At 60.4% G+C, this 26070-nt stretch carries 33 protein-coding genes, 1 tRNA gene and 1 pseudogene; 15 read left to right on the top strand and 20 right to left on the bottom strand.

Annotated features, from left to right (window positions below; translation table 11 throughout):
- Nucleotides 1-65 precede the first annotated feature (65 nt).
- The 4 genes from A7X77_RS04110 (at nt 66) to A7X77_RS04095 (ending at nt 1279) form a co-directional block, all read left to right on the top strand.
- The gene (locus A7X77_RS04110) at nt 66-305 is read left to right on the top strand and encodes a hypothetical protein (protein WP_064681751.1); all 240 of its coding nucleotides are present in this window, start codon (nt 66-68) and stop codon (nt 303-305) included.
- Between the two features lie 12 nt (nt 306-317).
- On the top strand, nt 318-605 hold the full coding sequence (locus A7X77_RS04105) for a DUF982 domain-containing protein (protein ID WP_245293705.1): 288 nt from the start codon (nt 318-320) through the stop codon (nt 603-605).
- 88 nt (nt 606-693) lie between these two features.
- Entirely contained in the window at nt 694-960 is a 267-nt protein-coding gene (locus A7X77_RS04100) for a hypothetical protein (RefSeq protein ID WP_064681749.1), read from the top strand.
- On the top strand, nt 938-1279 hold the full coding sequence (locus A7X77_RS04095; protein WP_156668078.1) for a hypothetical protein: 342 nt from the start codon (nt 938-940) through the stop codon (nt 1277-1279). The genes A7X77_RS04100 and A7X77_RS04095 overlap by 23 nt, the downstream gene beginning before the upstream one ends.
- A gap of 59 nt (nt 1280-1338) precedes the next feature.
- On the opposite strand, the gene A7X77_RS04090 is transcribed toward A7X77_RS04095, so the two are convergent.
- Nucleotides 1339-1596 (bottom strand): DUF6894 family protein, encoded by a 258-nt coding sequence (locus tag A7X77_RS04090; protein WP_156668077.1) that lies wholly within the window; start codon nt 1594-1596, stop codon nt 1339-1341.
- Between the two features lie 272 nt (nt 1597-1868).
- Here A7X77_RS04090 and A7X77_RS04085 point away from each other — a divergent pair, with 272 nt between their 5' ends.
- Complete coding sequence (locus A7X77_RS04085; protein WP_245293704.1) at nt 1869-2651, top strand: Crp/Fnr family transcriptional regulator; 783 nt, start codon at nt 1869-1871, stop codon at nt 2649-2651.
- On the opposite strand, the gene A7X77_RS33765 is transcribed toward A7X77_RS04085, so the two are convergent.
- Together A7X77_RS33765 and A7X77_RS32940 are read right to left on the bottom strand one after the other, a co-directional pair.
- Nucleotides 2632-2844, bottom strand: coding sequence for a hypothetical protein (locus A7X77_RS33765; RefSeq protein WP_064681745.1), 213 nt, complete (start codon nt 2842-2844; stop codon nt 2632-2634). The two genes, A7X77_RS04085 and A7X77_RS33765, sit on opposite strands and share 20 nt — an antisense overlap.
- Nucleotides 2845-3030: 186 nt before the next feature.
- Nucleotides 3031-3336 (bottom strand): hypothetical protein, encoded by a 306-nt coding sequence (locus A7X77_RS32940; protein WP_245293703.1) that lies wholly within the window; start codon nt 3334-3336, stop codon nt 3031-3033.
- Nucleotides 3337-3689: 353 nt separating this feature from the next.
- On the opposite strand from A7X77_RS32940, the gene A7X77_RS04070 reads away from it, so the two are divergent.
- Nucleotides 3690-5321, top strand: a complete 1632-nt coding sequence (locus A7X77_RS04070; protein ID WP_064681743.1) for a putative bifunctional diguanylate cyclase/phosphodiesterase — start codon at nt 3690-3692, stop codon at nt 5319-5321.
- A 255-nt stretch (nt 5322-5576) separates the two neighbouring features.
- Here A7X77_RS04070 and A7X77_RS04065 read toward each other — a convergent pair whose 3' ends face one another.
- On the bottom strand, nt 5577-6293 hold the full coding sequence (locus tag A7X77_RS04065; RefSeq protein WP_064681742.1) for an SOS response-associated peptidase: 717 nt from the start codon (nt 6291-6293) through the stop codon (nt 5577-5579).
- 100 nt (nt 6294-6393) lie between these two features.
- Complete coding sequence (locus A7X77_RS04060; protein ID WP_064681741.1) at nt 6394-6594, bottom strand: hypothetical protein; 201 nt, start codon at nt 6592-6594, stop codon at nt 6394-6396.
- Between the two features lie 217 nt (nt 6595-6811).
- On the opposite strand from A7X77_RS04060, the gene A7X77_RS32935 reads away from it, so the two are divergent.
- Nucleotides 6812-6952, top strand: coding sequence for a hypothetical protein (locus A7X77_RS32935; RefSeq protein WP_156668076.1), 141 nt, complete (start codon nt 6812-6814; stop codon nt 6950-6952).
- Nucleotides 6953-7175: 223 nt separating this feature from the next.
- Nucleotides 7176-7403: pseudogene (locus A7X77_RS31920) on the top strand (non-homologous end-joining DNA ligase); the annotation flags it as partial.
- A gap of 20 nt (nt 7404-7423) precedes the next feature.
- On the opposite strand, the gene A7X77_RS04055 reads toward A7X77_RS31920, so the two are convergent.
- The 3 genes from A7X77_RS04055 to A7X77_RS04045 form a co-directional block, all read right to left on the bottom strand.
- Nucleotides 7424-7711: a YciI family protein gene (locus A7X77_RS04055; protein ID WP_064681740.1), complete on the bottom strand. Its 288-nt coding sequence runs from the start codon at nt 7709-7711 to the stop codon at nt 7424-7426.
- 12 nt (nt 7712-7723) lie between these two features.
- Complete coding sequence (locus A7X77_RS04050; RefSeq protein WP_064681739.1) at nt 7724-8332, bottom strand: TetR/AcrR family transcriptional regulator; 609 nt, start codon at nt 8330-8332, stop codon at nt 7724-7726.
- A 304-nt stretch (nt 8333-8636) separates the two neighbouring features.
- The gene (locus tag A7X77_RS04045; RefSeq protein ID WP_064681738.1) at nt 8637-9137 is read right to left on the bottom strand and encodes a GFA family protein; all 501 of its coding nucleotides are present in this window, start codon (nt 9135-9137) and stop codon (nt 8637-8639) included.
- 493 nt (nt 9138-9630) lie between these two features.
- On the opposite strand from A7X77_RS04045, the gene A7X77_RS04040 reads away from it, so the two are divergent.
- Complete coding sequence (locus A7X77_RS04040; RefSeq protein WP_064681737.1) at nt 9631-13680, top strand: cadherin-like domain-containing protein; 4050 nt, start codon at nt 9631-9633, stop codon at nt 13678-13680.
- Between the two features lie 188 nt (nt 13681-13868).
- Here the strand turns inward: A7X77_RS04040 and A7X77_RS04035 are convergent, their stop codons facing one another.
- From A7X77_RS04035 to A7X77_RS31915, 10 genes are all read right to left on the bottom strand, one after another.
- Nucleotides 13869-15443, bottom strand: coding sequence for a carboxylesterase/lipase family protein (locus A7X77_RS04035; RefSeq protein ID WP_064681736.1), 1575 nt, complete (start codon nt 15441-15443; stop codon nt 13869-13871).
- A 604-nt stretch (nt 15444-16047) separates the two neighbouring features.
- Entirely contained in the window at nt 16048-16503 is a 456-nt protein-coding gene (locus tag A7X77_RS04025; RefSeq protein WP_064681734.1) for a DUF2231 domain-containing protein, read from the bottom strand.
- Between the two features lie 1232 nt (nt 16504-17735).
- Nucleotides 17736-17972, bottom strand: coding sequence for a hypothetical protein (locus A7X77_RS04010; RefSeq protein WP_064681731.1), 237 nt, complete (start codon nt 17970-17972; stop codon nt 17736-17738).
- 96 nt (nt 17973-18068) lie between these two features.
- Nucleotides 18069-18662: a hypothetical protein gene (locus A7X77_RS04005; protein WP_064681730.1), complete on the bottom strand. Its 594-nt coding sequence runs from the start codon at nt 18660-18662 to the stop codon at nt 18069-18071.
- A 12-nt stretch (nt 18663-18674) separates the two neighbouring features.
- Nucleotides 18675-18872 (bottom strand): response regulator transcription factor, encoded by a 198-nt coding sequence (locus tag A7X77_RS04000; protein ID WP_064681729.1) that lies wholly within the window; start codon nt 18870-18872, stop codon nt 18675-18677.
- Nucleotides 18869-19159 (bottom strand): GcrA family cell cycle regulator, encoded by a 291-nt coding sequence (locus A7X77_RS03995; RefSeq protein ID WP_064681728.1) that lies wholly within the window; start codon nt 19157-19159, stop codon nt 18869-18871. Before A7X77_RS03995 ends, A7X77_RS04000 begins: the two co-directional genes overlap by 4 nt.
- On the bottom strand, nt 19156-19554 hold the full coding sequence (locus A7X77_RS03990) for a hypothetical protein (RefSeq protein WP_064681727.1): 399 nt from the start codon (nt 19552-19554) through the stop codon (nt 19156-19158). The genes A7X77_RS03995 and A7X77_RS03990 overlap by 4 nt, the downstream gene beginning before the upstream one ends.
- Complete coding sequence (locus tag A7X77_RS03985; protein ID WP_064681726.1) at nt 19520-19888, bottom strand: hypothetical protein; 369 nt, start codon at nt 19886-19888, stop codon at nt 19520-19522. Before A7X77_RS03985 ends, A7X77_RS03990 begins: the two co-directional genes overlap by 35 nt.
- Nucleotides 19889-19922: 34 nt before the next feature.
- Entirely contained in the window at nt 19923-20186 is a 264-nt protein-coding gene (locus A7X77_RS03980) for a hypothetical protein (RefSeq protein ID WP_064682299.1), read from the bottom strand.
- Between the two features lie 210 nt (nt 20187-20396).
- The gene (locus tag A7X77_RS31915) at nt 20397-20672 is read right to left on the bottom strand and encodes a hypothetical protein (RefSeq protein ID WP_432431335.1); all 276 of its coding nucleotides are present in this window, start codon (nt 20670-20672) and stop codon (nt 20397-20399) included.
- A gap of 83 nt (nt 20673-20755) precedes the next feature.
- On the opposite strand from A7X77_RS31915, the gene A7X77_RS03975 reads away from it, so the two are divergent.
- The 4 genes from A7X77_RS03975 to A7X77_RS03955 all read left to right on the top strand — a co-directional run bounded on the left by A7X77_RS03975 (nt 20756) and on the right by A7X77_RS03955 (nt 23447).
- Nucleotides 20756-21403: a S24 family peptidase gene (locus A7X77_RS03975; RefSeq protein WP_009995064.1), complete on the top strand. Its 648-nt coding sequence runs from the start codon at nt 20756-20758 to the stop codon at nt 21401-21403.
- Nucleotides 21404-22193: 790 nt separating this feature from the next.
- Nucleotides 22194-22457, top strand: coding sequence for a hypothetical protein (locus tag A7X77_RS03965; RefSeq protein ID WP_064681724.1), 264 nt, complete (start codon nt 22194-22196; stop codon nt 22455-22457).
- Between the two features lie 256 nt (nt 22458-22713).
- The gene (locus A7X77_RS03960; protein WP_064682298.1) at nt 22714-22965 is read left to right on the top strand and encodes a type II toxin-antitoxin system Phd/YefM family antitoxin; all 252 of its coding nucleotides are present in this window, start codon (nt 22714-22716) and stop codon (nt 22963-22965) included.
- On the top strand, nt 22962-23447 hold the full coding sequence (locus tag A7X77_RS03955) for a type II toxin-antitoxin system VapC family toxin (RefSeq protein ID WP_064681723.1): 486 nt from the start codon (nt 22962-22964) through the stop codon (nt 23445-23447). The genes A7X77_RS03960 and A7X77_RS03955 overlap by 4 nt, the downstream gene beginning before the upstream one ends.
- On the opposite strand, the gene A7X77_RS03950 is transcribed toward A7X77_RS03955, so the two are convergent.
- Nucleotides 23437-23676 carry a DUF982 domain-containing protein gene (locus tag A7X77_RS03950; RefSeq protein ID WP_064681722.1) on the bottom strand — a complete coding sequence of 80 codons (240 nt, stop codon included), beginning with the start codon at nt 23674-23676 and terminating at the stop codon, nt 23437-23439. The genes A7X77_RS03955 and A7X77_RS03950 overlap by 11 nt on opposite strands.
- A gap of 244 nt (nt 23677-23920) precedes the next feature.
- Here A7X77_RS03950 and A7X77_RS03945 point away from each other — a divergent pair, with 244 nt between their 5' ends.
- A complete protein-coding gene (locus tag A7X77_RS03945; protein WP_064682297.1) occupies nt 23921-25009 on the top strand; it encodes a nucleotidyltransferase family protein in 1089 nt (362 codons plus the stop codon).
- Nucleotides 25010-25114: 105 nt separating this feature from the next.
- Nucleotides 25115-25726 (top strand): hypothetical protein, encoded by a 612-nt coding sequence (locus tag A7X77_RS03940; RefSeq protein ID WP_064681721.1) that lies wholly within the window; start codon nt 25115-25117, stop codon nt 25724-25726.
- Nucleotides 25727-25769: 43 nt separating this feature from the next.
- Here the strand turns inward: A7X77_RS03940 and A7X77_RS03935 are convergent.
- Nucleotides 25770-25846, bottom strand: a tRNA-Pro gene (locus A7X77_RS03935).
- Nucleotides 25847-26070: the final 224 nt, after the last annotated feature.

The raw sequence follows: 26070 nt of genomic DNA, 5'->3' as shown, positions 1-26070 counted from the left end.
GATCTAGCAGGGCGATGCCGATTGGGAGATCAGACGTGCTCTTGCCTTGGGTGAGGCCACAAACAATGTCTCTAAACCTCTTAAATCTTCCGGAACTCTCCGAGCGGCATATCGAGATGCTCGCGAAGGTAATAGCCGATTGGTGCGACGCGAACTCCATCGACGCAGGCGGGGATTGCGCGCAAGCCGCATACGCTGCCGCCGTCGATCTTTTGAGTGCAAACACAGACATGTCAGCGGGCCAGTTGCGACAGGCGCTCGACCTCCGGATGGCTGAAAACAAGCGTGAGGAACCTTCGTCGTAGACCAAGGTCGGGGTGAAGCGGGCGCCCGTTAGTGGGTTGCCCGCTGGCGATGGAGCCTGTGTCTTGTGGAAGAGTGTCGTTATTCTACGTCTGCAAAAGCCGACCACCGTCAGATCGGCGAAACAGGCGTTCGATCTCCTATCGGCCCGTTGGCCGGTCTCTGAGGGAAAGGCTTACATCGCGGCCCTCGAAGCCTGTGAAGGCGTCGAGGACGGACATGCTTCAGACGAAAGCGCCCGGGAGTTGTTCCTGTTGGCTTTGAAGGAAGCCGAAATCCCCTACTCGACCGATATGGAATGAGGAGAACCAACACAGGAATACAGATTGGTCGCATGTCAAGGCCGGCAGGCACTGTGGCGCTGACAGTAGGAAACGCAGTAGCCGCGGGTTGACCGACACGCTTGTCGTCATTGTCGCGATGACATCCGCACTTTTCCCCATTGCGGAACGATACTTGTTGGCTCCAGTTCAGGAAGCCCATGCGGCGCTCACCGAGGGCACCGAGAAGCTCTCCGCTCTCGATCGGGAGCGCGCCGCCCTTGATCGTGCCAACGCGCGGGTGATCCGCTGCGCCGACCATATCGACGATTTCAACGCCCGCCAGATCGGCACTCAATCAACCCCGAACTTCGATGGGAAAAGCAATGCCAGATGATATTCGATGGCTTATCGGGGCCATGATAACCGTGTCGACCTTTGTCGGAGGCATCGTTTTTGCGACCTTCAACAACATCAAGACGCGGATCAATGCGATGGATGAACGACTATCGGGGAAAATCGAAGCGGGTGATGACGTCCTGCATGACCGGCTGAATAGGATTCGTGACGAGTACGTCCGTCGCTCCGATCTCGACGGGCATATCCATCGACTGGAATCCAGCATCAAGGATCTTGAAGAGCACCGCGAGACGTCGAAGGAAACCACCCGGCGGCTCGACGCCATCATTGCGTCGCTGGCGAAAAACAACGCCTGACGACGAGTGCAACGGGCTGTTGCACTGGGTGGAGATCATTGGTGAATGGAACGCTGACATCATCGATCTCGGTTCCGATGCGCGATCTGGGGTATCGCTGCATCGATATGAACTTCGGCAGCCAGATGACCATGGACGTCCCGAATCTCGATTGCCTGCGGGAATTCCGCCTTATTGAATAAGATGGCCCTGCCAACGAGTTCTCTGAGAGCTTCGCCGGCCTCTTCTCTTGCCGCGTCCAGGTCCAGGAATGTCTCACCGTCAGGGTCGGGCACGACGTAGCCAGCGTGTTTAATGTCAAGATAATAGGTGGGCAACGGTTGCACTCCTCATCTCCAGTCGCTCCACGTCTGGCAATCACCTCCACGTTGGCGACTGAGAATGAGGCTTCCAGGCCAGGCTTACACACGTGGCAGTTCCGTGTAGTTTGTCGCCAAACCAATTTTTCACATGCAGGTTCCGCTGGGTGGAGCATATTAGCAATTTGGATTAAAACAGTATCGATTGCCTCGCTCGTGCGTTTAAGAGGGCGAATGGGTCTGAATCGGCAAATGATCGTATGCCAACGCAGACACACGGAGGCGACGCTGTGACGAAAATTGCGCAAAAAGATACCAGGAACAAGTTGCTGCGAAGGCTTCCAGAGGAGGCTTTTGACCATATCGCATCAGACTTGACGCCCGTTGATCTTCCGGTCCGCTGGTCCCTTGTTGAACCGAATCAACCCATTGAGCACGTTTGTTTTATCGAAAGCGGCCTAGGGTCGATGGTGGCCGTGGCTCCGAATGGGATAGGCATCGAGGTGGGTCAGATTGGATACGAAGGGATCAGCGGATATTCGGTTGTGCTCGGCGTCGATCGGACGCCAAACCAGACTTTCATGCAGGTTTCAGGCAACGGCTTAGAACTCCCCACCAGCCGTTTCCTGTCGCTTTTGCGCGACGAGGCAGCTCGGCTGATCTTTCTCCGCTACGTTCACACCCGGGAGCTGCAACTTGCTCATTCGGCTTTGGCGGCCGGCCGCTACAACATGCATCAGCGCCTCGCGAGATGGTTGCTCATGTGCCATGACCGCCTTCTCGTGAACGATATGCCCCTTACTCACGAGTTTTTGGCGTTGATGCTTGGCGTAAGGCGGTCCGGTGTCACCGACCATCTGCACATCCTTGAGGGTATGCACGCCATCAAGTCGACGCGAGGGAACGTCCAAATTCTGAACCGACAGGTTCTCCTCGATGTTGCCGACGGTTGTTACGGCGCTCCGGAAGCCGAGTACGAACGGCTTCTTGGGTCACCGTCGTCAGACGATCAAAGACCGGCGAGACTAAAGGGGACTTGGAATGCTAGTCGGCCTACGATCGAACATCGATAAGCAGCCTCAACAATCCATTCTCATCCTTCACGCCATGTTGATAAGACTGGATTATCCGAGAGGCGAGGTCTTGGCGCTGCGAATCCGAGGTGATCTTATTCACCGACACGACGTGATCGAACACCCTTTGGCAAAGGGCGACTTCGTTATCATTCAAAACGCTCTGGGTTTGGAATACCTGGGACAGGATCATAACGCCCTCACTCCCCTATGCTAAAGGTAGGGCGGGAATGCAATGGTTCAATCTGCAGGATTTCTTAAGGCGTCGGGCCGCGCGGAGCGTCGCTTTGGGAGCAGACTGGGAAACTTACCTCCGCACGACCCAACTCTGGGATGGGGTGGATCGCTAGGCGAAAAGGCGGGTGCGATCTGAAAGTACTTACTTTCTCCCGCGATCCAGAGACCTAACCTGACATGTCCCCGTGCGGTTCCGATATGCCGAAAAAAAGCCCGCCGGCCAGCGGCGCAATTGCGCGATATTACCCCAGCGGGCGATAGCGAAAGCAGGTTTCAACCGAGCTCCCTGCCGTTCATTGTCTTGGATGATGATGTGGTAAACTTGGGCCGGAGCGCCGTTGTAACGAGGGAGGCGGTTGCCAAGGTCATCGACCTTGCACCGCTCAGCAAAACTGAAGTTTTCCACCAGCTCGTCAAACGATTTATCAATGTAGATGCGGCGACACATGCGCAGGTCTCGTACAGGATCGAGTTTGATAAGTGGCGCCGATGAATCATCAGTCAAGGCTCGGCAGCAGTCGGAACTATCGTCTTGGAAGTTCCGTCACTGCCTTCTGACAGGCGACATCGAGCGGCTTGATCCCGGAGCTTATTGACGTTCAAACTTGCTGGTGCTCGCCCGCGAGCGCGGTGTGGCCGCAGCACGACTGTTCACGTTCTATTTCAAGAGAAGAAGGCCGCCTGTAGCGGCAGGCCGTACTTTTGATATCCACAGGGCAAGATTGAATATTTCTGCTGCCATGTTAGCTTTCGCACATGACTCAACAAGTTGGGAGATGAAAGATCCAACGCGGAGCGCCTATGTCCGGTCAACCTGATGAGCTCGTGTCGTTTTATGGCAATAGCCTGAAACTTGCCAAATGCTCTCTGGCGGTTTCGAAGACCTACAAAACTGCAGCGGCTCCAGGTGCGACCCTATGGGATCTATATCCGGAGCTCCTTGATCTTGGCGCCAGATCGATGATTGAAGCCGCGCTCGCCGGCGGCCTGCCTCGCAACATCGAGATCGCATCCAGTTCGTCCGGCGACAGTCGCAGTCTTCTCGTTTTCGGCACTGAACGGGGCCTTGGGGTCATCGAGACGCGCGATCGAAGCGCGAATTCGGAGGCGTCGACTCGGGAAGCCGATCGCGCCCTTCTTCTTCATCAGGCCAGGCATGACGTTCTGACGGGACTGGCCAACCGCCGGCAGTTCAGCAGCGATCTCGAGACCGGCTTTCCCGTGCCAAAGGGTCAAAAGCTCGCGCTGATGCTGTTAGATCTCGATGACTTCAAACCCGTCAACGACACCCTTGGCCATGGCGCCGGCGACGTGGTGCTCAAGATGACCGCGGAACGCATCCAGTCCGTACTGCGCGGCGGCGAGACAGCTTACAGACTTGCCGGCGATGAATTTGCGGTCATTCAGCGGCGTCGGAACCAACCTGCGGAGGCGGAAGAACTCGCTGGATCCCTGGTCCGGGCGTTCAAAGAGCCATTCACCATCGACGGGATCGATGTGTTTGTCGGCGCAAGCGTCGGAATTGCCATTGCACCGACTGATGGCAATGACGGCGAACAGTTGATGAAAGCAGCCGACATTGCGCTCTATGCTGCCAAGAACGATGGCCGCGGCCGGGCGCGAACGTTCAACCGCTCGATGATGATCATGCTGGAGCAGCGTGAGACGCTGCGGCGCAGTTTGCGTGTGGCCCTCAAGGAGCGGCAGTTTTTCATCGAGTATCAGCCATTGGTGGAGGCATCGGATGGAATCGTCGGCTTCGAGGCGCTGTTGCGTTGGCGCCATCCTTATGCCGGAGTAATTCCGCCGAGTGTTTTCATCCCGATGGCCGAAGCCGACGGCCTTATGGGAGATATTGGAGCGTGGCTGCTTGAACAGGCGTGTCGCGAGGCGTCGACGTGGCCCACGCATTTCGTCGTGGCGGTCAATCTCTCGCCGGCAGAATTCCTCCTCGACGGCTTCACCGATCGGGTAACCGGAATTCTCGACGAGATTGGGTTTCCTGCAGAGAGATTGGAGATCGAGATAACCGAAACTGTTCTGCTTGAGCGCACCGCCAACAATCTCGATACGCTCCATACCCTCGAGGTCCTGGGGGTCCGAATCGCGCTCGACGACTTCGGCACCCGCTATTCATCCCTCAGCTACCTACAGAACTTTCCGTTCGATACGATCAAGATCGACCGGCATTTCATCAAGGACATCGAGACCAACCCGAAGAGCCAGACGATCGTGCGCTTCGTCATCGGGCTTGCACATGGGCTGGGGATGCGGATTACGGCCGAAGGCGTCGAAACGGTCGGTCAGGCGACATGGCTCAGAAGAGAAAAATGCGACCGGCTACAAGGATACCTGTTGGGCGCCCCAATGTCCGCCGATGCCATCGGCAATTTCCTGCGTCACCAGTCGCTTGCGGCGCGTTGGGTCGGCTAGTCCGATGAAACGCCGATGGTGCATCGCACCGGCGGGGCAAGCTTCGGAGCCTTAGAACGCAGACGGGGTCGAAAAAACCGTCGCACCACTCGCTGCGCTGCTTCGTGCGAAGCCTTCCCGCAGTGCCGGTTTGAACAGCAAAATGCCCCGCCGGGACGGGGCATTTCGTGTCAATGATGTCCAACTCATCAGTGGCGCGCCGCAACGAGGGGAAGCGGCTTGTTAAAGGATGACATGGTTCGGAAAATCGTCAATTTACCTGAACTTGCTAATTCTCTGCCGAGCCTGTTTTCCGCTGAAATCAACTCGACTTAAGACCTCAGGTCCACCGTTTCTCCTAGTGCTAATGCGGCGCGCAATCGGCCACATCGTCATCGCTACGGGATCGAACGGCTTCATCAGGTCGCGTGGGTCTGGAGCTGCGGACAGCCATCGCTCATAATGCTCGGGGCGAAGCACTACCGGCATGCGATTATGGATTGTCGCGATCAGCTCGTTGGGTTCACAGGTCGCGATGGCGAAGGTTCGGATGTCGATGCCGACCGGATGACGCCAAACCTCCCAGATCCCTGCTAGAGCGAAAGTCGACCGATCCTTCAACGTGACAGCATGCGGCTGGTTGCCCTCGCTCCATTCAATGAAGCCACTGACCGGGACCAGGCAGCGGCGTGACCGGTAAGCTTCCCGGAACATCTGATGAGTTGCCATTATATCACCGCGGACGATTGCCGGCGCGTGTCTGCGTGGGTCGATCCACGCCGGCATGAAGCCCCAGCGGGCGATAGCGAAAGCAGGTTTCGACTCACCTCCCTGCCGTTCATTGTCTTGGATGATGATGTGGTAAACTTCGGCCGGAGCGCCGTTGTAACGCGGGAGGCGGTTGCCAAGGTCATCAACCTTATCCCGCTTAGCAAAGCTGAAAGTTTCTGCCATTGAGTCAAACGATCGATCAATGTAGATGCGGCGGCACATGCACAACTCCGTAAGGGTTGACGTTCCGATATGTGGCGTCGATGAACCACGTCAATATCGACCAGTGCCAGGCATTCCTGCTCACTTCTCGCTAAGAGTTTCAGATCAACAGCCGCACCAGAGCGTCCTCGTCTTTCATCCCGTGCTGAAACGAGTGGATAATTCGGCTGGCAAGCTCCTGGCGATCCTCGACGTCTACGATCTGTCGTGTTGAACTGACGCGATCAAAAACCCTTTGGCACAGGGCGACCTCTTCGTTTCCCATCGCAGTTTGTGCTTCCGTTAACTTGGATCTGATCATGATCGCCCTCACACCTCGCTCACGTGGGTTAGGATGGGAGACGGCGGTTCAAGCCGGACAAATCAAGAGCACTTCTTGCCTATCGTTCGCCGCCCCAGATAACGCGTCCGCCATAGCGATAAGCAAACCGTTGTGCTTCGCGGCAGCTTGTCGGCGGGGGTTGATGCCCAGCAGGTCGATCATACAGCCACACGCGGCAGAAGCCCGGAGGCGGCAGATGACCACGGGGAATGCGAGAGGAGTGACGCCTGAAATCTTCTCGATGCTCCCAGCTTCGATAGGAACGTTTGCCGCTCTCGTCCTTGCCGGGACCGGCAAGGGCGGGAGTGCTTATCGCGGCGAAAACACCAGCGAGTAAAACGTATCGCAGCATAGGAGCACCTCCGAGCGTCGTTGGAACAAACCTCTCACTTGTCGCCTGAACCTACGCTGAACCACCCGGGTAGTCGTTTCCCCCGTCCGTGTTCGACGCGGCTACCGAGTTAAGCGTTTTCCGCCTACCTCTCCATCTTCATCCAGCTGATGCACCGACAGCCAGGCGCTCTTCTCCATCCACTCTCGGACAATGTATCTGATGACGCGGCATCGGGCGGCTTCTGCTCGCCGCGCGCAAGGGTGACCAGCTCGTCTATGTCGGCGGAGTCGGAACCGGCTTCAACGAACGTTCCGCCGGCGAGCTGCGGGAGCAGATGGACAAGCTGATCATCGGCAAGTCAGCCGTGGATACTGGAAGGGAGCGAAATGCTGTGTTCGTCCGTTCTGAGCTGGTCGCCGAGATCAGCGGCAACGAGGCTGCCCATCGGGGCCGAAGACCGTCGCGCTCACTTTCTCACCCCCGGAGAAAGGCCAAACGGTCGTCGGTGCGGCCGGGTGCAATTTCAAAAATGTCGGCGCTGACGACACCCTCCGCAACGAAAGGGTCTTGCTGGAGGCGCATTTCGAGATCGGTGCGGGATGTGTTGTGGGCGAGCACCGCTCCGCCTGCCCTTGGCAGAAGGCTTCCGGCAAGGAGGAAGATACCATCGTCAAATCCCTGCTTGATCCACGCATTATGCCCTTCCATCAGGGCGGACGCTCGGGCGGTGCTGGCTGAGAATTTAAGTGTAACGACGAACATACAGGGCCTCTTTCACGAGTTCTGGGTGGGAACGGATTCGGGATGATCGCCGGGATTGGGTCGCTGTGCTGCCAACCAGAGGCACATATTGTCGACTTCACGGCGGACGAAGGCCTCGTCGCGGAAGGCGGTCGCGAGCGTCGCGACGCCCTGGCTTCGCATCAAGATATGCATGGCGAGCGCGTCGGCATCGGTCTCACGGCCAAGTGCCGCAAACTGGCGCGAGAGCCAGTCGCGAAACAGAGTGAAAAGCTTCGCCGCCTCGTCCCTGGCGGTGTGGTCGAGTTTGGCGAGTTCGTTGCATAGCGTGCCGACAGGGCAGCCGAAGGCCATGATCTTCGTCTGGTTGGTGATGAGGATATGGATGAAGTTGCGAATTCGTTCGCCTGGGGCTTCAGCCCCAACCTCCCACGCATCCAGCATCGCCTCGGTCCTTGAAAGCCGATGGGCGATGACCGCATCGAGAATCTCGTCTTTCGTCTTGAAATGATAGTAGAAGTTGCCTCGCGAAAGCCCGACGACCTCCGCAATGTCGGCGAAGGACGTCGCCTCGAAGCCCCGCTTGTAAAAGAGCTCGTCTGCAGCCTCGACAATCTGCAGTCGTGTGGTTGCTGCCGCCAAGCGCCCGATCCTCCATCGCCATTGCGTAGGACAATTGCCCTACAAAGCTCTCTAGGACAATCGACCTAGAGCCGTCAAGGGTGGCCGTGAAAGGGGATGGAATTCAGGAAGTGACCGCTTTGCCCCGATGTAGACGCTCGACCAATGAGAGAGCGACCGCTTCAGGCCGCCAGAGCCGGAGCCTCGGCTGTTTCGCGCCGGTGCGGATGGCACCAGCGCAGCCTCCGTGTCCAATAATCCCCGCTATATGTCGGCGCTTCATTCCGCCGGAGCGGAGATGCGCCATCTTAGGCAGCGGCAGGTCTCAGCCTTCACGCTCCCTCACCGCCCAGGAGGCGGTATCGTGATCGGGGTGCTGATTGTTGCTCGCCTTGATCGCCGCGGCCCAGTCGGCGCCGTTGGTCTCGGTCGCACCGGTGTTTTCCAATCCCGTGATCGTCTCGAACCACGTCACCATGTTCTCGGTGCAGGTATTGGCCAGCGGCGGGAAGGCGTTGGGATCGTCGAGCGAACCGATCATCAGGTTGGTGCGGCCGTTTTCGCGGTGGTGGAAAAACAGGGGCGTGCCGCAATTGGCGCAGAAGCCGCGCTCGACGAGCTCCGAGCTCTTCCAGACGCTTGGCTTGCCGCGTGTCCAGGTGAGCGCATCATCGGGCGCGGCGACGAGCGCGGCAAAGATGTTGCCCGAGGCTTTCTGGCACATGCGGCAATGGCAGAGATGCGAATTGTCGAGCATGACGCTTGCATGGTAGCGCACGGCGCCGCACTGGCAGCCGCCGCTCACTTCCCTCTCGATGCGCTGCATTTTTAGTCTCCTGCAAGATGCGGGTTTGGCCGCATCTCTTTTAGGTTGTCGTCTTTCGATCGTCCAGCTCCATCGCCTGCGTCGACACGGGTTTGTCCGCCAACCATCGAAGCTCTTCGTTCGCGTTTTCTGAGAGTTGAGCAGAGTTCCCGCAGCAGGCCCCAGCCTTTATCCGCGCACCGCACCACGCCGTCGGCGGTGGGAAACTCTTCCGTGTCGATAAACGAAAAGTGCAGGCCATTCGGACGCTGGCGTAAATAATAATATGAATTGTCGAACGCGTTTATCCACAATAAACTTTAACTCTATTGTATAGCTGGTGGCATTTTATGCATCTTCAGGGTTACTATTTAGAAAAATATAATATACCGTGCAGATCGGGCATGTTTATTCCGCGATTTCTTCGGCGACGTGGGTGGAGCACCCAGATTGGAAATAGTAATTGGGCGGCGAACACTTTCGTCGTTCGCAGTATCACTGGGGGGAATTTGTAATGGCGACTACGACAGTTTCAGGCACGACCGTCACGTTTTCGAATTCAGGTGCGGCAGCCAATCTGACACAATCCGGCACCGAGGACGGCAACCTTCAGTTCACGTTCGACGTCCTGGCCGCAAGCGGCGGCGGAGTGAAGACGACGATCTATTCGGCGGATGACGGCGTCAAAAACGATGACGGAGGGGCAGCGATCATCGTTAGCAACAAGGCGTTTGTCGATTACAACAAGGACCTGCTGATGCAGGACGGCGTGGGCATCAGCTTCAGCCAAACCAGCCAGATGGGAGCAACATTCTGGATCGGCAGTGACAACCAGATCCACTATGACGCAGCCGGTATAAGCACGCAGATCAACGCGCTCGATGCCGGAGAATCCTTCACTGACACGATCCAGTACACGATCAAGATGTCGAACGGAACGCTCAGCGTCGGCACGCTGACGGTTGTGATCAACGGCATCAACGACGCACCGGTCCTCAGCGCCAATGCGTCGACGCTTTCGGCGGGCAGCGAGGACACGCCCTACACCTTCAGCACCGCCGACCTGCTGGCCGGCTTCACCGATGCCGAGGGCGATCAGATGTCGGTCTCCGGCCTCACCGCCAATCATGGCGCGCTCATCGACAACAATGACGGCACCTGGAGCTTCACGCCGGATGCCAACTACAACGGCCCAGTGAACCTCAGCTACACCGTCTCCGACGGCAAGGGCGGCAGTGTGCCGGCAAGCCAGAGCTTCACGCTGGATGCGGTCAATGATGCGCCGGTCCTCAGCGGTAACGCGGCGACGCTTGCGGCAGGCATCGAGGACACGGCCTACACCTTCAGCACTGCCGACCTGCTGGCCGGCTTTACCGATGTCGACGGCGACCAGCTGTCAGTCGCCGGCCTCACCGCCAATCATGGCGCCCTGGTCGACAACAATGACGGCACCTGGAGCTTCACGCCGGATGCCAACTATAACGGCCCGGTCAGCCTCAGCTACAGCGTCACCGACGGCAACGGCGGCAGTGCCCCGGCAAGCCAGAGCTTCACGCTTGATGCGGTCAACGACGCTCCGGTCCTCAGCGGCAACGCGGCGACGCTTTCGGCAGGCATCGAGGACACGGCCTACACGATCAGCGCCGCCGACCTGCTGGCCGGCTTCACCGATGTCGACGGCGACCAGCTGTCGGTCTCCGGCCTCAGCGCCAATCATGGCGCGCTCATCGACAACAATGACGGCAGCTGGAGCTTCACGCCGGATGCCAACTATAACGGCCCGGTCAGCCTCAGCTACAGAGTCAGCGACGGTAACGGCGGCAGTGCCCCGGCAAGCCAGAGCTTCACGCTTGATGCGGTCAATGATGCGCCGGTCCTCAGCGGCAATGCGGCGACGCTTTCGGCAGGCAGCGAGGACACGGCCTACACGATCAGCGCCGCCGACCTGCTGGCCGGCTTCAGCGATGTCGACGGCGACCAGCTCTCGGTCTCCGGCCTCACCGCCGATCATGGCGCGCTCATCGACAACAATGACGGCAGCTGGACCTTCACGCCTGATGCCAACTACAACGGCCCGGTCAGCCTCAGCTACAGCGTCACCGACGGCAATGGCGGCAGCGTCCCGGCGACGCAGAGCTTCACGCTGGATGCGGTCAATGATGCACCGGTCCTCAGCGGCAGCCCAGCGACGCTTGCGGCGGGCATCGAGGACACGGCCTACACCTTCAGCGCCGCCGACCTGCTGGCCGGCTTTACCGATGTCGACGGCGACCAGCTGTCAGTCGCCGGCCTCACCGCCAATCACGGCGCCCTCAACGACAACAATGACGGCACCTGGAGCTTCACGCCTGATGCCAACTACAACGGCCCGGTCAGCCTCAGCTACAGCGTCACCGACGGCAACGGCGGCAGTGTGCCGGCAAGCCAGAGCTTCACGCTTGATGCGGTCAACGACGCTCCGGTCCTCAGCGGCAACGCGGCGACGCTTTCGGCAGGCATCGAGGACACGGCCTACACGATCAGCGCCGCCGACCTGCTGGCCGGCTTCACCGATGTCGACGGCGACCCGCTGTCGGTCGCCGGCCTCACTGCCAATCACGGCGCCCTCAACGACAACAATGACGGCAGCTGGAGCTTCACGCCGGATGCCAACTACAACGGCCCGGTCAACCTCAGCTACAGCGTCACCGACGGCCATGGCGGCAGTGTGCCGGCAGGCCAGAGCTTCACGCTTGATGCGGTCAACGACGCACCGGTCCTCAGCGGCAATGCGGCGACGCTTTCGGCAGGCAGCGAGGACACGGCCTACACGATCAGCGCCGCTGACCTGCTGGCCGGCTTCAGCGATGTCGACGGCGACCCGCTGTCGGTCGCCGGCCTCACTGCCAATCACGGCGCCCTCAACGACAACAATGACGGCAGCTGGAGCTTCACGCCGGATGCCAACTACAACGGCCCGGTCAGCCTCAGCTACAGCGTCACCGACGGCCATGGCGGCAGTGTGCCGGCAGGCCAGAGCTTCACGCTTGATGCGGTCAACGACGCACCGGTCCTCAGCGGCAATGCGGCGATGCTTTCGGCAGGCACCGAGGACACGCCCTACACCTTCAGCACCGCCGACCTGCTGGCCGGCTTCTCCGATGTCGAGGGCGACCAGCTGTCGGTCTCCGGCCTCACCGCCAATCATGGCGCGCTCATCGACAACAATGACGGCACCTGGAGCTTCACGCCGGATGCCAACTACAACGGCCCAGTGAACCTCAGCTACACCGTCTCCGACGGCAAGGGCGGCAGTGTGCCGGCAAGCCAGAGCTTCACGCTGGATGCGGTCAATGATGCGCCGGTCCTCAGCGGTAACGCGGCGACGCTTGCGGCAGGCATCGAGGACACGGCCTACACCTTCAGCACTGCCGACCTGCTGGCCGGCTTTACCGATGTCGACGGCGACCAGCTGTCAGTCGCCGGCCTCACCGCCAATCATGGCGCCCTGGTCGACAACAATGACGGCACCTGGAGCTTCACGCCGGATGCCAACTATAACGGCCCGGTCAGCCTCAGCTACAGCGTCACCGACGGCAACGGCGGCAGTGTGCCGGCAAGCCAGAGCTTCACGCTTGATGCGGTCAACGACGCGCCGACGGCAGTTGTGTTGTCGAACACAGTGACGTCGACGCCCGAAAATGGGGGCGTGATCAAAGTTGCCGATATCGCGGTCACCGATTTCGATTCCGGCAACAACGTGCTGTCGCTGTCTGGAAGTGATGCCGCCTCATTCACGATCCTGAACGGCGCGCTGTACTTCACCGGTGGCGCGGACTTCGAAGCGAAGGCCGGCTACGACGTGACCGTTGATGTGAATGATGCAACGGTTGGCGGCACGCCGGATGCCTCGCATAACTTCCATCTCGGCATCACCGACGTGATCGAGAGCGACAGCGATACGAGCAATGACCACGATACGGACACAGCGATCGCCACAACGACAAATTGGGGCGAAACCAACGGTGTCGATACCAAGGTCGGAAATGCGGGCGACAATACAATCAGCGGCGGCAACTCTGGTGATATCCTCTATGGCCAGGCAGGCAACGACACGCTGAATGGAAATAACGGGGCCGACAAGCTCTACGGCCAGGCAGGTAACGACATATTGATCGGAAGCCAAGGCTTGGACACGTTGTACGGCGGCTCCGGCAACGACACGCTCAATGGCAGCGCCGAGCAGGATGACCTCTGGGGTGGCTCCGGCAATGACACCTTTGTGTTTACCTCAGCGGGCGACAGCACGTCCGTCGCCCCGGACACGATCTTTGACTTCCACCATGGGTTTGACAAGATCGATGTGAGCGGGCTCGACGCGTATACGCTCAACCCGAGCACACCGGGTGACCAAGCGTTCGCCTGGGGTGGAACAACGGTGACAGCCCACGGTGCCTGGTACACGGAAAGCGGCGGCAACACGATCCTTCACTTCGATACCAATGGGGACGCGAATAGCGACGAAACGACGATCGTCTTGACAGGCACAAACCTGGGTTTGACGGATTCGGATTTCCTCCTCTGATCAAAAGGGCGGCCAGCTTTCCGGCCAGCTCGCCACCGCGGCGGTTTCATCGCGGTGGCGCCACCTGAAAAAGTGAAGGAGCCTGACGACGAGCCAGCGGTTCCTTTTCTTCTCGGCGGTGAAGGCATGAGGATGTGGATGACGTCTACATGCACCCCTATGCCGGCCTCGCCCTGTGCACCGCCCTGTCACTTCTTCTCCTCCCAATGGCTTTGCCAGAGGTCGAGCCGGAGCTTCAGCGGATCGGCTCCTACCGTCACGCCGTGATTGGTGAAGTCGAAGAGCCTGTCGACGGCGGCGTTGTGGTGGGGCCATTTTGGCCGTGAGCCTCCATTGGGGTCACCATTGGCAGCAAACCCCAGCCAGTAAGCACTCGCCAATGTGGCCATGGCCCAGTCGGCTGGCGTCACCTTGCCTTTCACCAGCGCGTTTGGCACGTTGAAAATATAGGGAATTTCGAAGCCATGCAGAGCGCCTTTCCATGCCGGATCGTTGCGCAAGGCCTCGGCGACATAGGAGAAACGATACCACCATGTCGGCTGCCCGGTGCGGGCGATCTCGTCAGCGAGGTGGCGGGATGGCTCGACAAGCGTTCTGTCGGCCAGAACCTGCTGCTTCAGTTCATCGAGGCTCTGCTGGCCGGTAGGATCGTAGAGGCTGCGGGCTTCGGCGGCACGGCTTCCGAACAGCGCGAAGAGATCGTCTTTCGTCGCTGCCTGACCGAGACCGAGATCTCGATCATTGGCCCCGATAATGACCGGAACCGGCGCCTGGCGGCTTGCCGCAAAAGCCGCTTCCGGCGTTTCGAGCAAAAACCGTCCGTCAATCATCGGGCCTGAGATGCCGATGACGGGCTTGCCGGTCGCCATTCCCGCCAGCACCTCCTGCGCCGATGCACCCTCGGTCAGCTTTTCCGCAGGCAGCGCCCGAAGGGCGGTGAGAGCGTCGTCATCGCTGCCGTGGATTCCCAGAGAAGCCGCATAGTCCAAGGCGGTCTTTTCTGCTTCCTTCAAAGGTGACAAGGGGGTGATCTCAGCACGCGCGGTCGGCAGGCCCGGTGATTGCAGAATGGCGCCCCGGAAAAACCCCCGTGACAATGGCGATATCATATGCGCCATCACCGAGCCGCCACCGGCCGACTCTCCGAATATCGTCACTTTCTTCGGATCGCCGCCGAAGGCTTCGATATTTTGCCGGACCCATTTCAGGGCGGCCAGCTGATCCATGTAACCATAGTTGCCGACCGGCTCGTCAGGGGATTCCTTCATCAGCGCCGGATGGGCAAAATAACCCAATCGTCCCATGCGGTAGTTCATGCTGACGAACACGACTTTCCGGGCGGCCAGCTGGCCACCGGGATACTGGGCGGTGTTTCCATGGACAAGAGCGCCGCCATAAATCCAAACCATCACCGGCATCGGTGTCGGCGGCCGCTTGGCGGGGATCCAGACATTGAGGGTCAAACAATCCTCTGACTTCGCCAGGTCGCCGGTCTGCATGCACGACGGACCGAAATCGCGGGCATCCCTGATGCCACTCCATGCCTCGATCGGTCTCGGATTGCGCCATCTGAGATCCCCAACCGGTGGCGCCGCATAGGGTATGCCCTTGAAGCTGACAACTGTGCCCGACCTCTCACCCTTCAGCATTCCGCTGTCGATCGTCACGATATCGTCCGCCGCACCTGATCGTGGCGCGAACACCATCTGACAGGATGCGACGACTAAAAAGAGCAGGAACTTGCGACGGCCGTCGATAAACACCGCCACTCTCCACCGCAAAGTTGAGACAGTTTGAGTGCAAATTACTCTCATGGCGCGGCAACGAAAAGGGTTCGTCCGGCTTCCGCCATTAGAGCCTTTCCTGGTTAGATTGAAGCATTCTGTTGGTTCAAACGGAGTCGGATGGTCGACCGGCCGGCGCGCGTCGTAGCCCGGTTCTACGGTCAAGCCGGCCGGTCGATCAGCCGGCCCGTTTCAGCCGACGCTAGCGCGTTCGAGCTGATTGCAACTTTCGGCAAGGGGACTGTCGTCGAGCGGAAGAGGTTGAATCAGCCCTCACAGGAGGACCGCCGAGGCACGGCACGGACGAGGCTGGCCGGAATATTGTGTCGGCGCGGGAACAAGAAGCTCCGCCGATCGTAAGTATGGTGGGCCGTGCGGAGGTGCTGACAACACAGCCATGCACTTCGATACTCTGTGCGGCCCGCCCCTAAAAAATGGGCCAACCCGATCTCCTCCGCACCCGTCAACCTCGCCGTAGCCATGGCAGCTGCTGCGGCGGCATCGGGCGCAGATGATTGCGTGGGAGCGCGGGAAAGCAGCACGGAAGTTGCCCATCAGCCGCTCGGCCGCCCTTTGCCTCACCTCATCGGATGTCAGTCTCTTCCTTGACGCCGACCCGGTGGCGATAGACCATTTCCCAGCCTTTCCAGCCGTTGAACAAAAGAAGCGCCACGGCGAGCAGAGACAGCACCAGCCCGGTCGGCACGATAAACTCGGGGCCCTGCACGAGCCGGCGCCAGAGGCTGACGGCTTCGATCAGAACGACGATAACGTTGCCGATCATATGGAGCCAGGCATCCCGCAAGGCGCGGATGCGGGCATCCCCCAAAAAGTCGGTCAGCCCGGCGAGTGCCGCCAGTGCCGCCATGACGAGGCCGGCTGAGAGCATCCAGTTCGACGCGGCCGGCCAGAACGGGTTGTCGGATTGGCTGTGAACCATATCGGTGACCAGCGTTCCGGCGAAGAAGGCGACCGGGAAAGGGATCAACATCGGATGAATCGGATGGCCGGCAATGCTCAATGTGCTTTTCGGGTTCATCTGCTGCCTCCGACGGTTTCAGTTGCGCGCTTTCTAACAACCGAACCCGTCTCTCGGTTCCCGGCCTGTCGCGGGTTCGGAGGCGCAGCCTGTTGCCGATACCCCTCCCCGATCTCCGTCATTCCAGGCCTTGAGCCTGGAATCCATGGCCACAGCCGAGGAGCCGGCATGGGTCCTCGGGTCAAGCCCGAGGACGACGGAGGTTGGGGTGGGCTCCGTGGCAAATCCAGCGATAGTGAGGGGGTAGCGGCGACGTTGCGCCTCTTGCCTATGACCCTCCCCGGTCTCCGTCATTTCAGGCCTTGAGCCTGGAATCCATGGCCACAGCCGAGGAGCCGGCATGGGTCCTCGGGTCAAGCCCGAGGACGACGGAGGGTGGGGTGGGATCCGTGGCAAATCCAGCGATGGTGAGGTAATAGCCGCGGCGTTGCGCCACTTCCAGATGGCCGCCCTCCCTTGCGCCACTTGCATCACCCTCCCCAACCTCCGTTGCGCCCCTTGGCGATCGCCTTCGCCACCCTCCGTCATTCCAGGCCTTGAGCCTGGAATCCATGGCCACAGTCGACGAGGCCGGCATGGATCCTCGGGTCAAGCCCGAGGATGACGGAGGTTGGGGTGGGATCCGTGGCAAATCCAGCGATGGTGAGGGAATAGCAGCGGCGTTGCGCCACTTCCAGATGGCCGCCCTCCCTTGCGCCACTTGCATCGCCCTCCCCAACCTCCGTTGCGCCCCTTGGCGATCGCCTTCGCCACCCTCCGTCATTCCAGGCCTTGAGCCTGGAATCCATGGCCACAGTCGACCAGGCCGGCATGGATCCTCGGGTCAAGCCCGAGGATGACGGAGGTTGGGGTAGGATCCGTGGCAAATCCAGCGATAGTGAGGGAACAGCAGCGGCGTTGCGCCACTTCCAGATGGCCGCCCTCCCTTGCGCCACTTGCATCACCCTCCCCAACCTCCGTTGCGCCCCTTGGCGATCGCCTTCGCCACCCTCCGTCATTCCAGGCCTTGAGCCTGGAATCCATGGCCACAGTCGACGAGGCCAGCATGGGTCCTCGGGTCAAGCCCGAGCCGAGGACGACGGAGGGTGGGTGAGGCTCGGTGGCAAATCCAGCGATGGTTGAGGGAATAGCAGCGGCGTTGCGCCACTTCCAGATGGCCGCCCTCCTTGCGCCACTTGCATCACCCTCCCCAACCTCCGTTGCGCCTCTTGCCGATGCCTTCCCGACCTCCGTCATTCCAGGCCTTGAGCCTGGAATCCATGGCCACAGTCGACGAGGCCGGCATGGATCCTCGGGTCAAGCCCGAGGACGACGGAGGGTGGGGTGGGATCCGTGGCAAATCCAGCGATGGTGAGGGAATAGCAGCGGCGTTGCGCCACTTCCAGATGGCCGCCCTCCCTTGCGCCACTTGCATCGCCCTCCCCAACCTCGGTTGCGCCTCTTGCCGATGCCTCCCCGACCTCCGTCATTCCAGGCCTCGAGCGTGGAATCCATGGCCACAGCCGAGGAGCCGGCGTGGGTCCTCGGGTCAAGCCCGAGGGCGACGAAGGATGGGGTGAAAATGCTCACCCAGCCCTCGACCGCCGCAGCGCGATCAGCCCGCGGCGCAGCCACAGCAATTGCTGCGGCGGCATGTGGCGCAGATGGTCGTAGTCCATCACGGCGACATTATAGACGGTGCTTCGCACCTGCGGGCCGTCCTCGCAGGCAAGCAGGATCGCCTGCAGCGCCATCATGCGGTTGCTGGCCTTGCGGGCGCGCTCGGCGAGGCTTTCGGTCACCTCGCCTTCATGGCCCTTGACGGCAAAGAGCGATTGCGCCCTCGGGCTCGGGGCCGGGATGCCCGTGGTCTTGTGGTAGCGGGCCATGGCTTCGGCATAGTCGTCGCCGGCCTGGCGCTGTTCGTCGGTGATGACGCCGTCGAGGAACATGCGGCCGAGGGTGTAGCCGGCATAGGGGCTCCTGACCGTCTCGTCATCAACCGTCCTGCTGAAGCCGTGGATGCGGCGGCGGGCGGCGACCGCGACGCTGACATTGTCCTTCTCGGTCTCGAAGGGCTTGATCTTGCCGCAGGGGAAACGCTCGACATTGGCCTTGCGCGGCCGGCCGGCGCCTTTGTTTGCCCGCTGTGTCTTCACCTTGGTGGCCTTGCCGCCCATGGGATGTCCTTCCTATCGAATGATGCCGTTTCGGAGTGCGGCGGCGACCAGGGCGGTCTCCTTGAAGACGCCGAGTTTCGCCTTGGCATTGGCAATGTGGGTGTTGACGGTGATCGGCGAGATGGCGAGGATGGCGCCGATCTCGGCGGCGGTCTTGCCTGCCGCCATCCAGCCGATGATTTCGCGCTCGCGCGGGGTGACGGCGCTCATGGCGCCGGCCCGTCGATGGTCGGCACGCGCGGCATCGTCACATGAGCGCCCGACAAAGTCACCCGCGTCACCCGGTCGGGATGGCAGGTCGGCGCTGGCGCCGCAGCGCCGGGCGGCTTGTGCGCCTGCTGGCGGGAGGGAAACCGGTCGCGGTTGCGGTGCGCCATGTTGATGACGGTGTTCTTCTTCGAGCCGAACAGCTCGGCAATCTCGCGTGCCGAGAAGCCCGCCTGCCAGAACTTCTGCGCCTCGGCGATCTTGTCTTCCGTCCAGAACAGGTCTCTCATCCCGCTATCTCCTGTGCGTCTCGTGCGGCCCTTGCGATGACCGGGTTGTCGGGAAACATGTCTGCGAGCTCCCGCCTGGCGTTCAGGCTGCCGTTCGCCGCCTGTCTCAGCAGCTGCATCTTGTAGGCCGCGACCTTCGGCTGCGGCGGTTCGGGCCGCACTTCGATCGGCGGGCGGCTTTCCCTGGCCATCAGCGCCTGCTGCTGGCGGGCGAGTTCGGCAAAGCTCGCGGCACTCGGGGCGAAGGCGCGGTTATGGTCCCTGACCTTGCCTGACAGAAACAGCTTGGCGGCGCGCCAGACCGCCTCGGCCGGAATGCCGTCGATGGCGACGAGAAAGGCGCGGATCTGCATGTCGGGATCAGTGCCGGCGGAGGCCGGAAAGCCCGAAAGCATCCCCGCTATGATCGTCACCGGAGAGGAAATCTCTTGCGGCATCGACCAATGTCCTTCTGCCCGTGTTTGCATCGGTCGATCCCGCTTCCCTCGCCTTCTCATTGAAATACCAGTCCGATTTGATCGCCCGCCAGCCGCGCAGGATCTGCATCTCGGCGGCCTCGACCGGATTGCCGGTCTTCAGGTACTCCTTGACCTGAATCTTCGCCGCGTAAGCCGTCAGCGGCTTCTTCAGCGTGCGGCTACGATGCTCGATGATCGCCGCCGCCAGCTCCGGCCCCAGCACGGGGCTGAGGATCTCCATGATGTCCTTGTCCATCGCTTCCTTTTGCATTCGCATCCCTTTCCGCTCGAAGCTTCTTTCGGCCTCAAACCCGCAGCCTGTGCCGGCCGGCAAAATTAACCGGGGTGCCCGGTCGGGCGGCGCGGCCGGCAAACCGCCTGGGCTTGCCGGCGGCATAATCCTGCTGGGCGGTGTCGCCCTTCTCGGCGCTGCGCAGCCGGTGGATCTCCGTTTCGACGGCCGGCACCGACATGCCGAGAATGGCTGAGATTTCGATATAGTCCCGGCCGGAGCGGAAGAGCTCGAGGGCGTTTATTTCAGTGCCTTGACAGGCTGTGGCGGTGCTCATCGCTTGATCCTCGTTCGGCTTCGACATGGCGAGATGCTGCCGGCGAAGCCGTCATTGGCCGTCTTCATTTTCGGGTTCGTTGCTGACATCAGGAGCCTGCTTTGTTGCGGAAGAAGGCTCCGGTCGTCTCTCTGGCCGTCGTCATGATGATCGCGGCCGGGGTGCTGGCGTCGCCGGGGGAGGAGCGACGACGCCAGCTGCCGATAGCCTTCAGGGAGGAGTGAGGCTGTCGGATTCGGTGACGGAGGCAGAACGGGCGACGATCGGCGTCCGCCTGATTTCCTCCGGTTTCGTCTGCCGGCCGCAATTCTCGCAATGGCGCTCGATCACCTCGGCGATCGACAGCGCCCTGCCGCAATTCGGGCAGCCGGTGTAGCACTCGTCCGGGTGCCGGGCGCGGCGCACGGGCGAAATCTTGCGAATGCTCGGCTCATTGGCGGAGCCCGGAAGTCTGGGCCGGTCGTTGGTGATTTCAGCGTTTCTCATGGCCATCAGGGTACGTAAAATACCTCGCACGTCAAGCGATTTAGGGCATTACATGTACCTTTTTTTAGGGTATAATTTATATCATGTTGAAAGATCAGGAACAATTTGAGCGCGAAGAACGCGCAAAGCGTCTGGTCATGGCCAGGAAGAACGCCGGCTTTGCCGGGCCGAAGGCGATCGTCGATCGTTTCGGCTGGAACGCCAATGTCTACAAGGCGCATGAGTCGGGCCGGAACGGCTTCGGCATCGCCGACGCGAAGAAATATGCCAAGGCGTTCAAGGTCAATCTCAACTGGCTGCAGTTCGGGACGGGCGACGCGCTCGATCCGGAAGAGCGGCCGGTCTCCGTCGCCGACGTGCCGAAGATCTCCTGGGTCAGCGCCGGCCAGCTGACCGAGCAGGCGCCGATCACCGACTTCTCGGAATTCCCGACCGTCGCCGCGCTCGATCTGCCGGACGGCGATTGGATCGCGCTCGAGGTCGAGGGCAATTCGATGAACAAGATCTCGCCGCCGGGTTCGATCATTTTTGTCAACCGCCGCGACAAGCGCCTGGCGCCGAACGCGCTTTATGTCGTCGCCGACGAGACCGGAGCTGCGACCTACAAGCGCTACCGGCCGAACGACAACCCGCCCTTCCAGCCGGCCTCCTACGAGGATGTGCCGCCGCCGGAATTCCAGGGCGCCGTCACCATCATCGGCCGCGTCCGCCGCTCGGTGATCGAGATGTGACAGCCGGATTTTCTCGAAAACACGAATTTATTCCAAGACATAGAACGCGTCATTCCCGCAAAACGCCAAGCTCTTCCAAAAAAGATTCAAGATGATCGCCGCTCCTCCCGCGCCGGCAGAATATGGTTCACTATCGTGAGCCCTGCCGAAGCAATCATCGCTTTCGGCGCCGCGCGGGCAATGCTGCATTGAGGCGAACTTCTCGCAAGGCCGAAACCGAGTCCTGCCGTCGTCGCTCCAATCGCCACGCGCAAAACGTGCGCAGCGACCTTGCGAGACTGGCACGCCTGGAAACACGCGCTTCAAGCGCAGGCAGCGAATCTTAGAGAACGCGACCGCCTCCAAGCCGGTCACCGCCGCCGCGCGCGTGTGGTATCCTCATCTCTCTTCCTCCTTTTCTCTTCCATCTCTTTCCCGTTCCTGAAGGCTGGTGAGGGAGGGTTCCGGCCAAAGCTTCCCCCTACCCCATGAGCAGAGCCCATGAAGCCGGGAGAGCATTGGCCATGTCCTGAAGGCCGGAGCCGGGATGGGACACGCGCCAGAGGGGCCATTCGCTTCGCCCTCGTCCTGATTTTCTGACAGCGCACTTAAGGACTTTCGCTTCCCGCGCCGCTGGGCTTCGTCAGCTCGGGAGTTGCACCCGGTCGCCCAATCACCGCTCACCCATACGCCTACGATTCGTACCCCGTCAATCAGAAAGGTATTTTTTATACCTCTTATGCTTGACGATATTGGGTATAATAGATACCTTCGTCTCAACACCGACATCCGGCACGAGCGAGGCGAAGCGATGCAGCATTTCCGCAAAATCGAGACCGAGCAGAGCCTAAGGGACGCCCGCTGGAATGCCGCCCGCGGGCTCGAAGACTGCGCCGCCTATATGGCCAACGAAGCCCAGCGCATGGGCGCCCTCGGTTTCGTCTATCTCAGCCGCCCCGAACATGTGCTCCGCGGCCCGTCCTGGCTGCGCGGCGCCACGGCAAGCGTGGCGGCGCATTACCGCTATGCCCGCGAGATCATGGGCATCACCGACGGCGATCAGCTTTACGCCTGAGGGAGAAACGACGATGTCCGCCGATTGCATCATGCAGGCCTTTTCCGGCTGCACCTGCCCGCCCGGGCATTGCGTGGAAAAGCCCGCCACCCCGGCGCCGGTGACCTTCGTCTCCTGGCGAATCCAGGCCCTCACCTGCCTCGCCTTCGGCCTCCTCGCAGCAATCGCCTCGGTCGCCTGGATGGGGATTTCCCTTGATTCCAACGAGCGCAAACCTATTATGACCATAAATGGTCATATCAATCGGGAGAGCGTCATGTCGACAATCAGCGTGGCAGAGGCAAAGGCCGGTTTCGCCAGCCTGGTGGACGAAGCCGCAAACGGCGAATTCGTGACGATCACCCGCCACGGCAAACCCGCCGCCGTGCTGGTGTCGGTCGAAGCAGCCGAGGCCGCGAAGAAGGCTTTGAACAAACCGCGGCCGAATTTCGGGGATTTCCTGCTGACCTTCCCGGGCGGCGTCGAACTGGAGCGGAACTCCTCAAAAATGAGGGACATCGATCTGTGACGGCTTACCTTCTCGACACGAATATCATTTCGAAGTTCGCGCCGGGCAAGGCGCCGCCCTCCGATCCGGTGCGGAGATGGTTCCACGAACAGGGGCAAGCCGATGCTCTCTTTTTATCGGCTCTCTCCGTGGCGGAGATCGAGAGGGGAATGCGCAGCCTTCACCGCCGCGGCGGCATCGAGCGGGCAAAACGGCTTTCGGAATGGCTTGATGTCGTCACCGACACATTCGGGGATCGGATATTGCCGATGGATACCGTCGTCGCCAGGATCGCCGGCGCTCTGGAAGATGAGGCGGAAAGCAAAGGCTGCCATCCCGGCCTCGGCGATCTCATCATTGCGGCGACGGCGCGGGCCTATGACCTCACCGTCGTTACCGAAAACCAGCGGCATTTCCAGCCACTCGAGGTGTCCGTCGATCTTCCGGCGGCATTCCGTCCGGCGCAATCGAATAAACCGGACGCACCACCGGTCAGGAACTGAACTTGATGTCGCTCGCCTTGGCCGCCGTTATGAAGGCGCGGCGCACCTGCTCGGGCCCGGCGGCATCGTTGAAGACGTCGAGCACAAGCAACTCGGCAGCCTTGGCCGCCGGCGTCTGCTCCGGCCAGTCATTCAGCAAGGCGTTGCCCGCCTGGACGACGTTATAGACCGTCCGGGTCTTGCCATTGATGGTGATCTTCACCGGTTTGAAGCTTCGTCGCTTGCTCATGGCCCAGTATCTCACACGGAACGCGAGTCAACGAATCACTTTGGGACTCGTTCCGGTTGATTCGGAAGCGCAGCGCAGAAAAGCTGATTCAGGCTGCGGTGATGCACCGCGCTCTCTTCAACCCTCTCGTTATAACCTTCCCGCAGAAAAATTATACCCCAAGAAAAATAGAGCCCTTTTCGCGGGTGAAGTTCAGCGTTATAATCTTTTTACCGAAAAATTATAACGCGAGAAACTCATGCGCATCCGCGAAATAGACCTGATGTACCAGACGATGCTGGCCGAACTGGGTCAGCGGTCCCTGGACGGAAGTTTCGTCGCCGAATTCCCGCTGGAGGGCCGGTTCGTCTCCGTCCCCGTCAAAGGCAGGGAATACTGGTATTTCGACCTTCCGGGCCAAGACGGCATCAAACGGTCATATGTCGGGCCGAAGAGCGACGAGGACGTCACGAAAAGGGTGACCCAATTCGGCGCGATCAAGGATGACCTCAGAAACCGCCGGCGGATGGTGGCCACTCTGACAAGAGAAGGGGGCATGAACGCACCGCCCAGGTTTACGGGCGACGTCATCGAGGCGCTTGCCAATGCAGGACTGTTCCGTCTGCGCGCGGTCCTGGTCGGAACCGTGGCGTTCCAGACCTATTCCGGCGTGCTCGGCGTTCGATTGCCGGCATCGCTGATGCAGACGGGCGATGCCGACTTCGCCCAGTTCCACTCGATCTCGACGGCTGTCAACGACAGCATTCCTCCCATTCAAGACGTCCTTGAGAAGCTGGACCCGACTTTCCGGCAGGTACCGCATCTCAACCATCCCACGCGCTCCACGCAGTTCGTGAATGCGAGAAACTACAAGGTCGAGTTCCTGACGCCGAATACGGGCAGTGACGACAATCAGCACAAGCCCGCCGATATGCCTGCGCTTGGCGGAATTTCCGCCGAACCCCTCAGGTTCCTCGATTACCTCATCTACAATCCCATCAGGACCGTGATTCTTCATAAGAGCGGCATCGCGGTCAATGTTCCCGCTCCGGAGCGTTACGCAGTCCACAAGCTGATCGTCGCCTCACGGCGGCAGAATGACGACAACGGCATGCTCAAGCGCGAAAAGGACGTGCAGCAGGCATCCCACCTTTTCGAAGCGATGGGCGCGACACGCCGCCATTCCGATCTTGCGCTCGCCTATTGCGAGGCCTGGGAACGCGGTCAGTCGTGGCGTGACGCCATGACGCGCGGCCTGTCGTTGATGCGGCCTGCTCGCCGCGAACAACTGATGTCCACCCTCGCCGAAGGCATGGCGGAAATCGGCGAAGATCCCGTTCGTTACCGCGTTTAAGTGAGTCATGACGGATCGAGTTGGTAATCACGTGAACATGCGCGTCGTCGCCATGCCATATTCGGCTTCCAGGTAATCCTCAAACCAACATACCCGGTAACAAACGTGCCAGAGCAAATCAAAAGCAGCGACCAATTTACCTGGACATATGCCCTGTGGCTGTTGCCGTTTCTGGGACCGAATTGGGTTTATTGGCTTGCTCCCCAGTGGGACTGGGGGACGATCGATCTGATCGTCTTTTTCATAACGCTGATCGCCATCGCAGGCTCCCTCTGCTTCAATCTGGTGCTGCGGCGCTGGCGGCGCGTTCTGTCTCTGCTGACGGCGCCCCTGCTGCTGCTCGTCTGCCTTCATCTTATCGCCACTGCCGGGATGATGCCCGACAGCGTCCGGTTTGCGCTGACCAAGCAAGCCTATCTGGCAGAGATCAAACGAGCCGATCATTCGGACGAAGGGCAGCGCTTCCGGACATTCGCATGGGACGATACGTTCAGGCATAAAACCTACTCGACGCTCGTCTATGATGAGAGCGATGAAATTGCCTTGCCCAAAGGCGAGCAATCCGCAGCCTGGCTACAGCGCCTGCAGACGTTCTGTTCGGAAAAAAAGAAGGAATGCGTCACTCTCGACCCTGGTCCGGACGAGTTCATCAGCGTCAGCAAGATCGGCGAACACTTCTATATTCTGGACAACAGCCTGCCGGCCGCGTTTCCTTAAGGCATTCCAAAACGAAAAACCCCGCCGAAGCGGGGTTTCTAGCTGGTCGGAGTGGAGTGATTCGAACACTCGACCCCCACGTCCCGAACGTGGTGCGCTACCAGACTGCGCTACACTCCGTGACCAGCGGCGCTTCTATAGAACAGCCTATCTGGTTGCACAAGCGCCAAATTTCAAAAATCCGAGGGAATTTTTGACGGGTTGATGACAGGGGCCGCAATGGGCCGTTGCTGCAAAAAGACACACCCCGGGCAAATCGAACGGAAGTGCAAAAGGGGCAATTTTCTTTTGCCGGGTTCCGCGCTAAAGGGCTCGCCGGGACAGGCGAAACCGCCGCGACGGCG

Source organism: Rhizobium bangladeshense, from assembly GCF_001662075.1.
In the GTDB taxonomy this organism is placed as follows: Bacteria; Pseudomonadota; Alphaproteobacteria; order Rhizobiales; family Rhizobiaceae; genus Rhizobium; species Rhizobium bangladeshense_B.
Note: the sequence above shows the minus strand (reverse complement) of the source record. Positions and strands in the feature narration are given on the sequence as shown.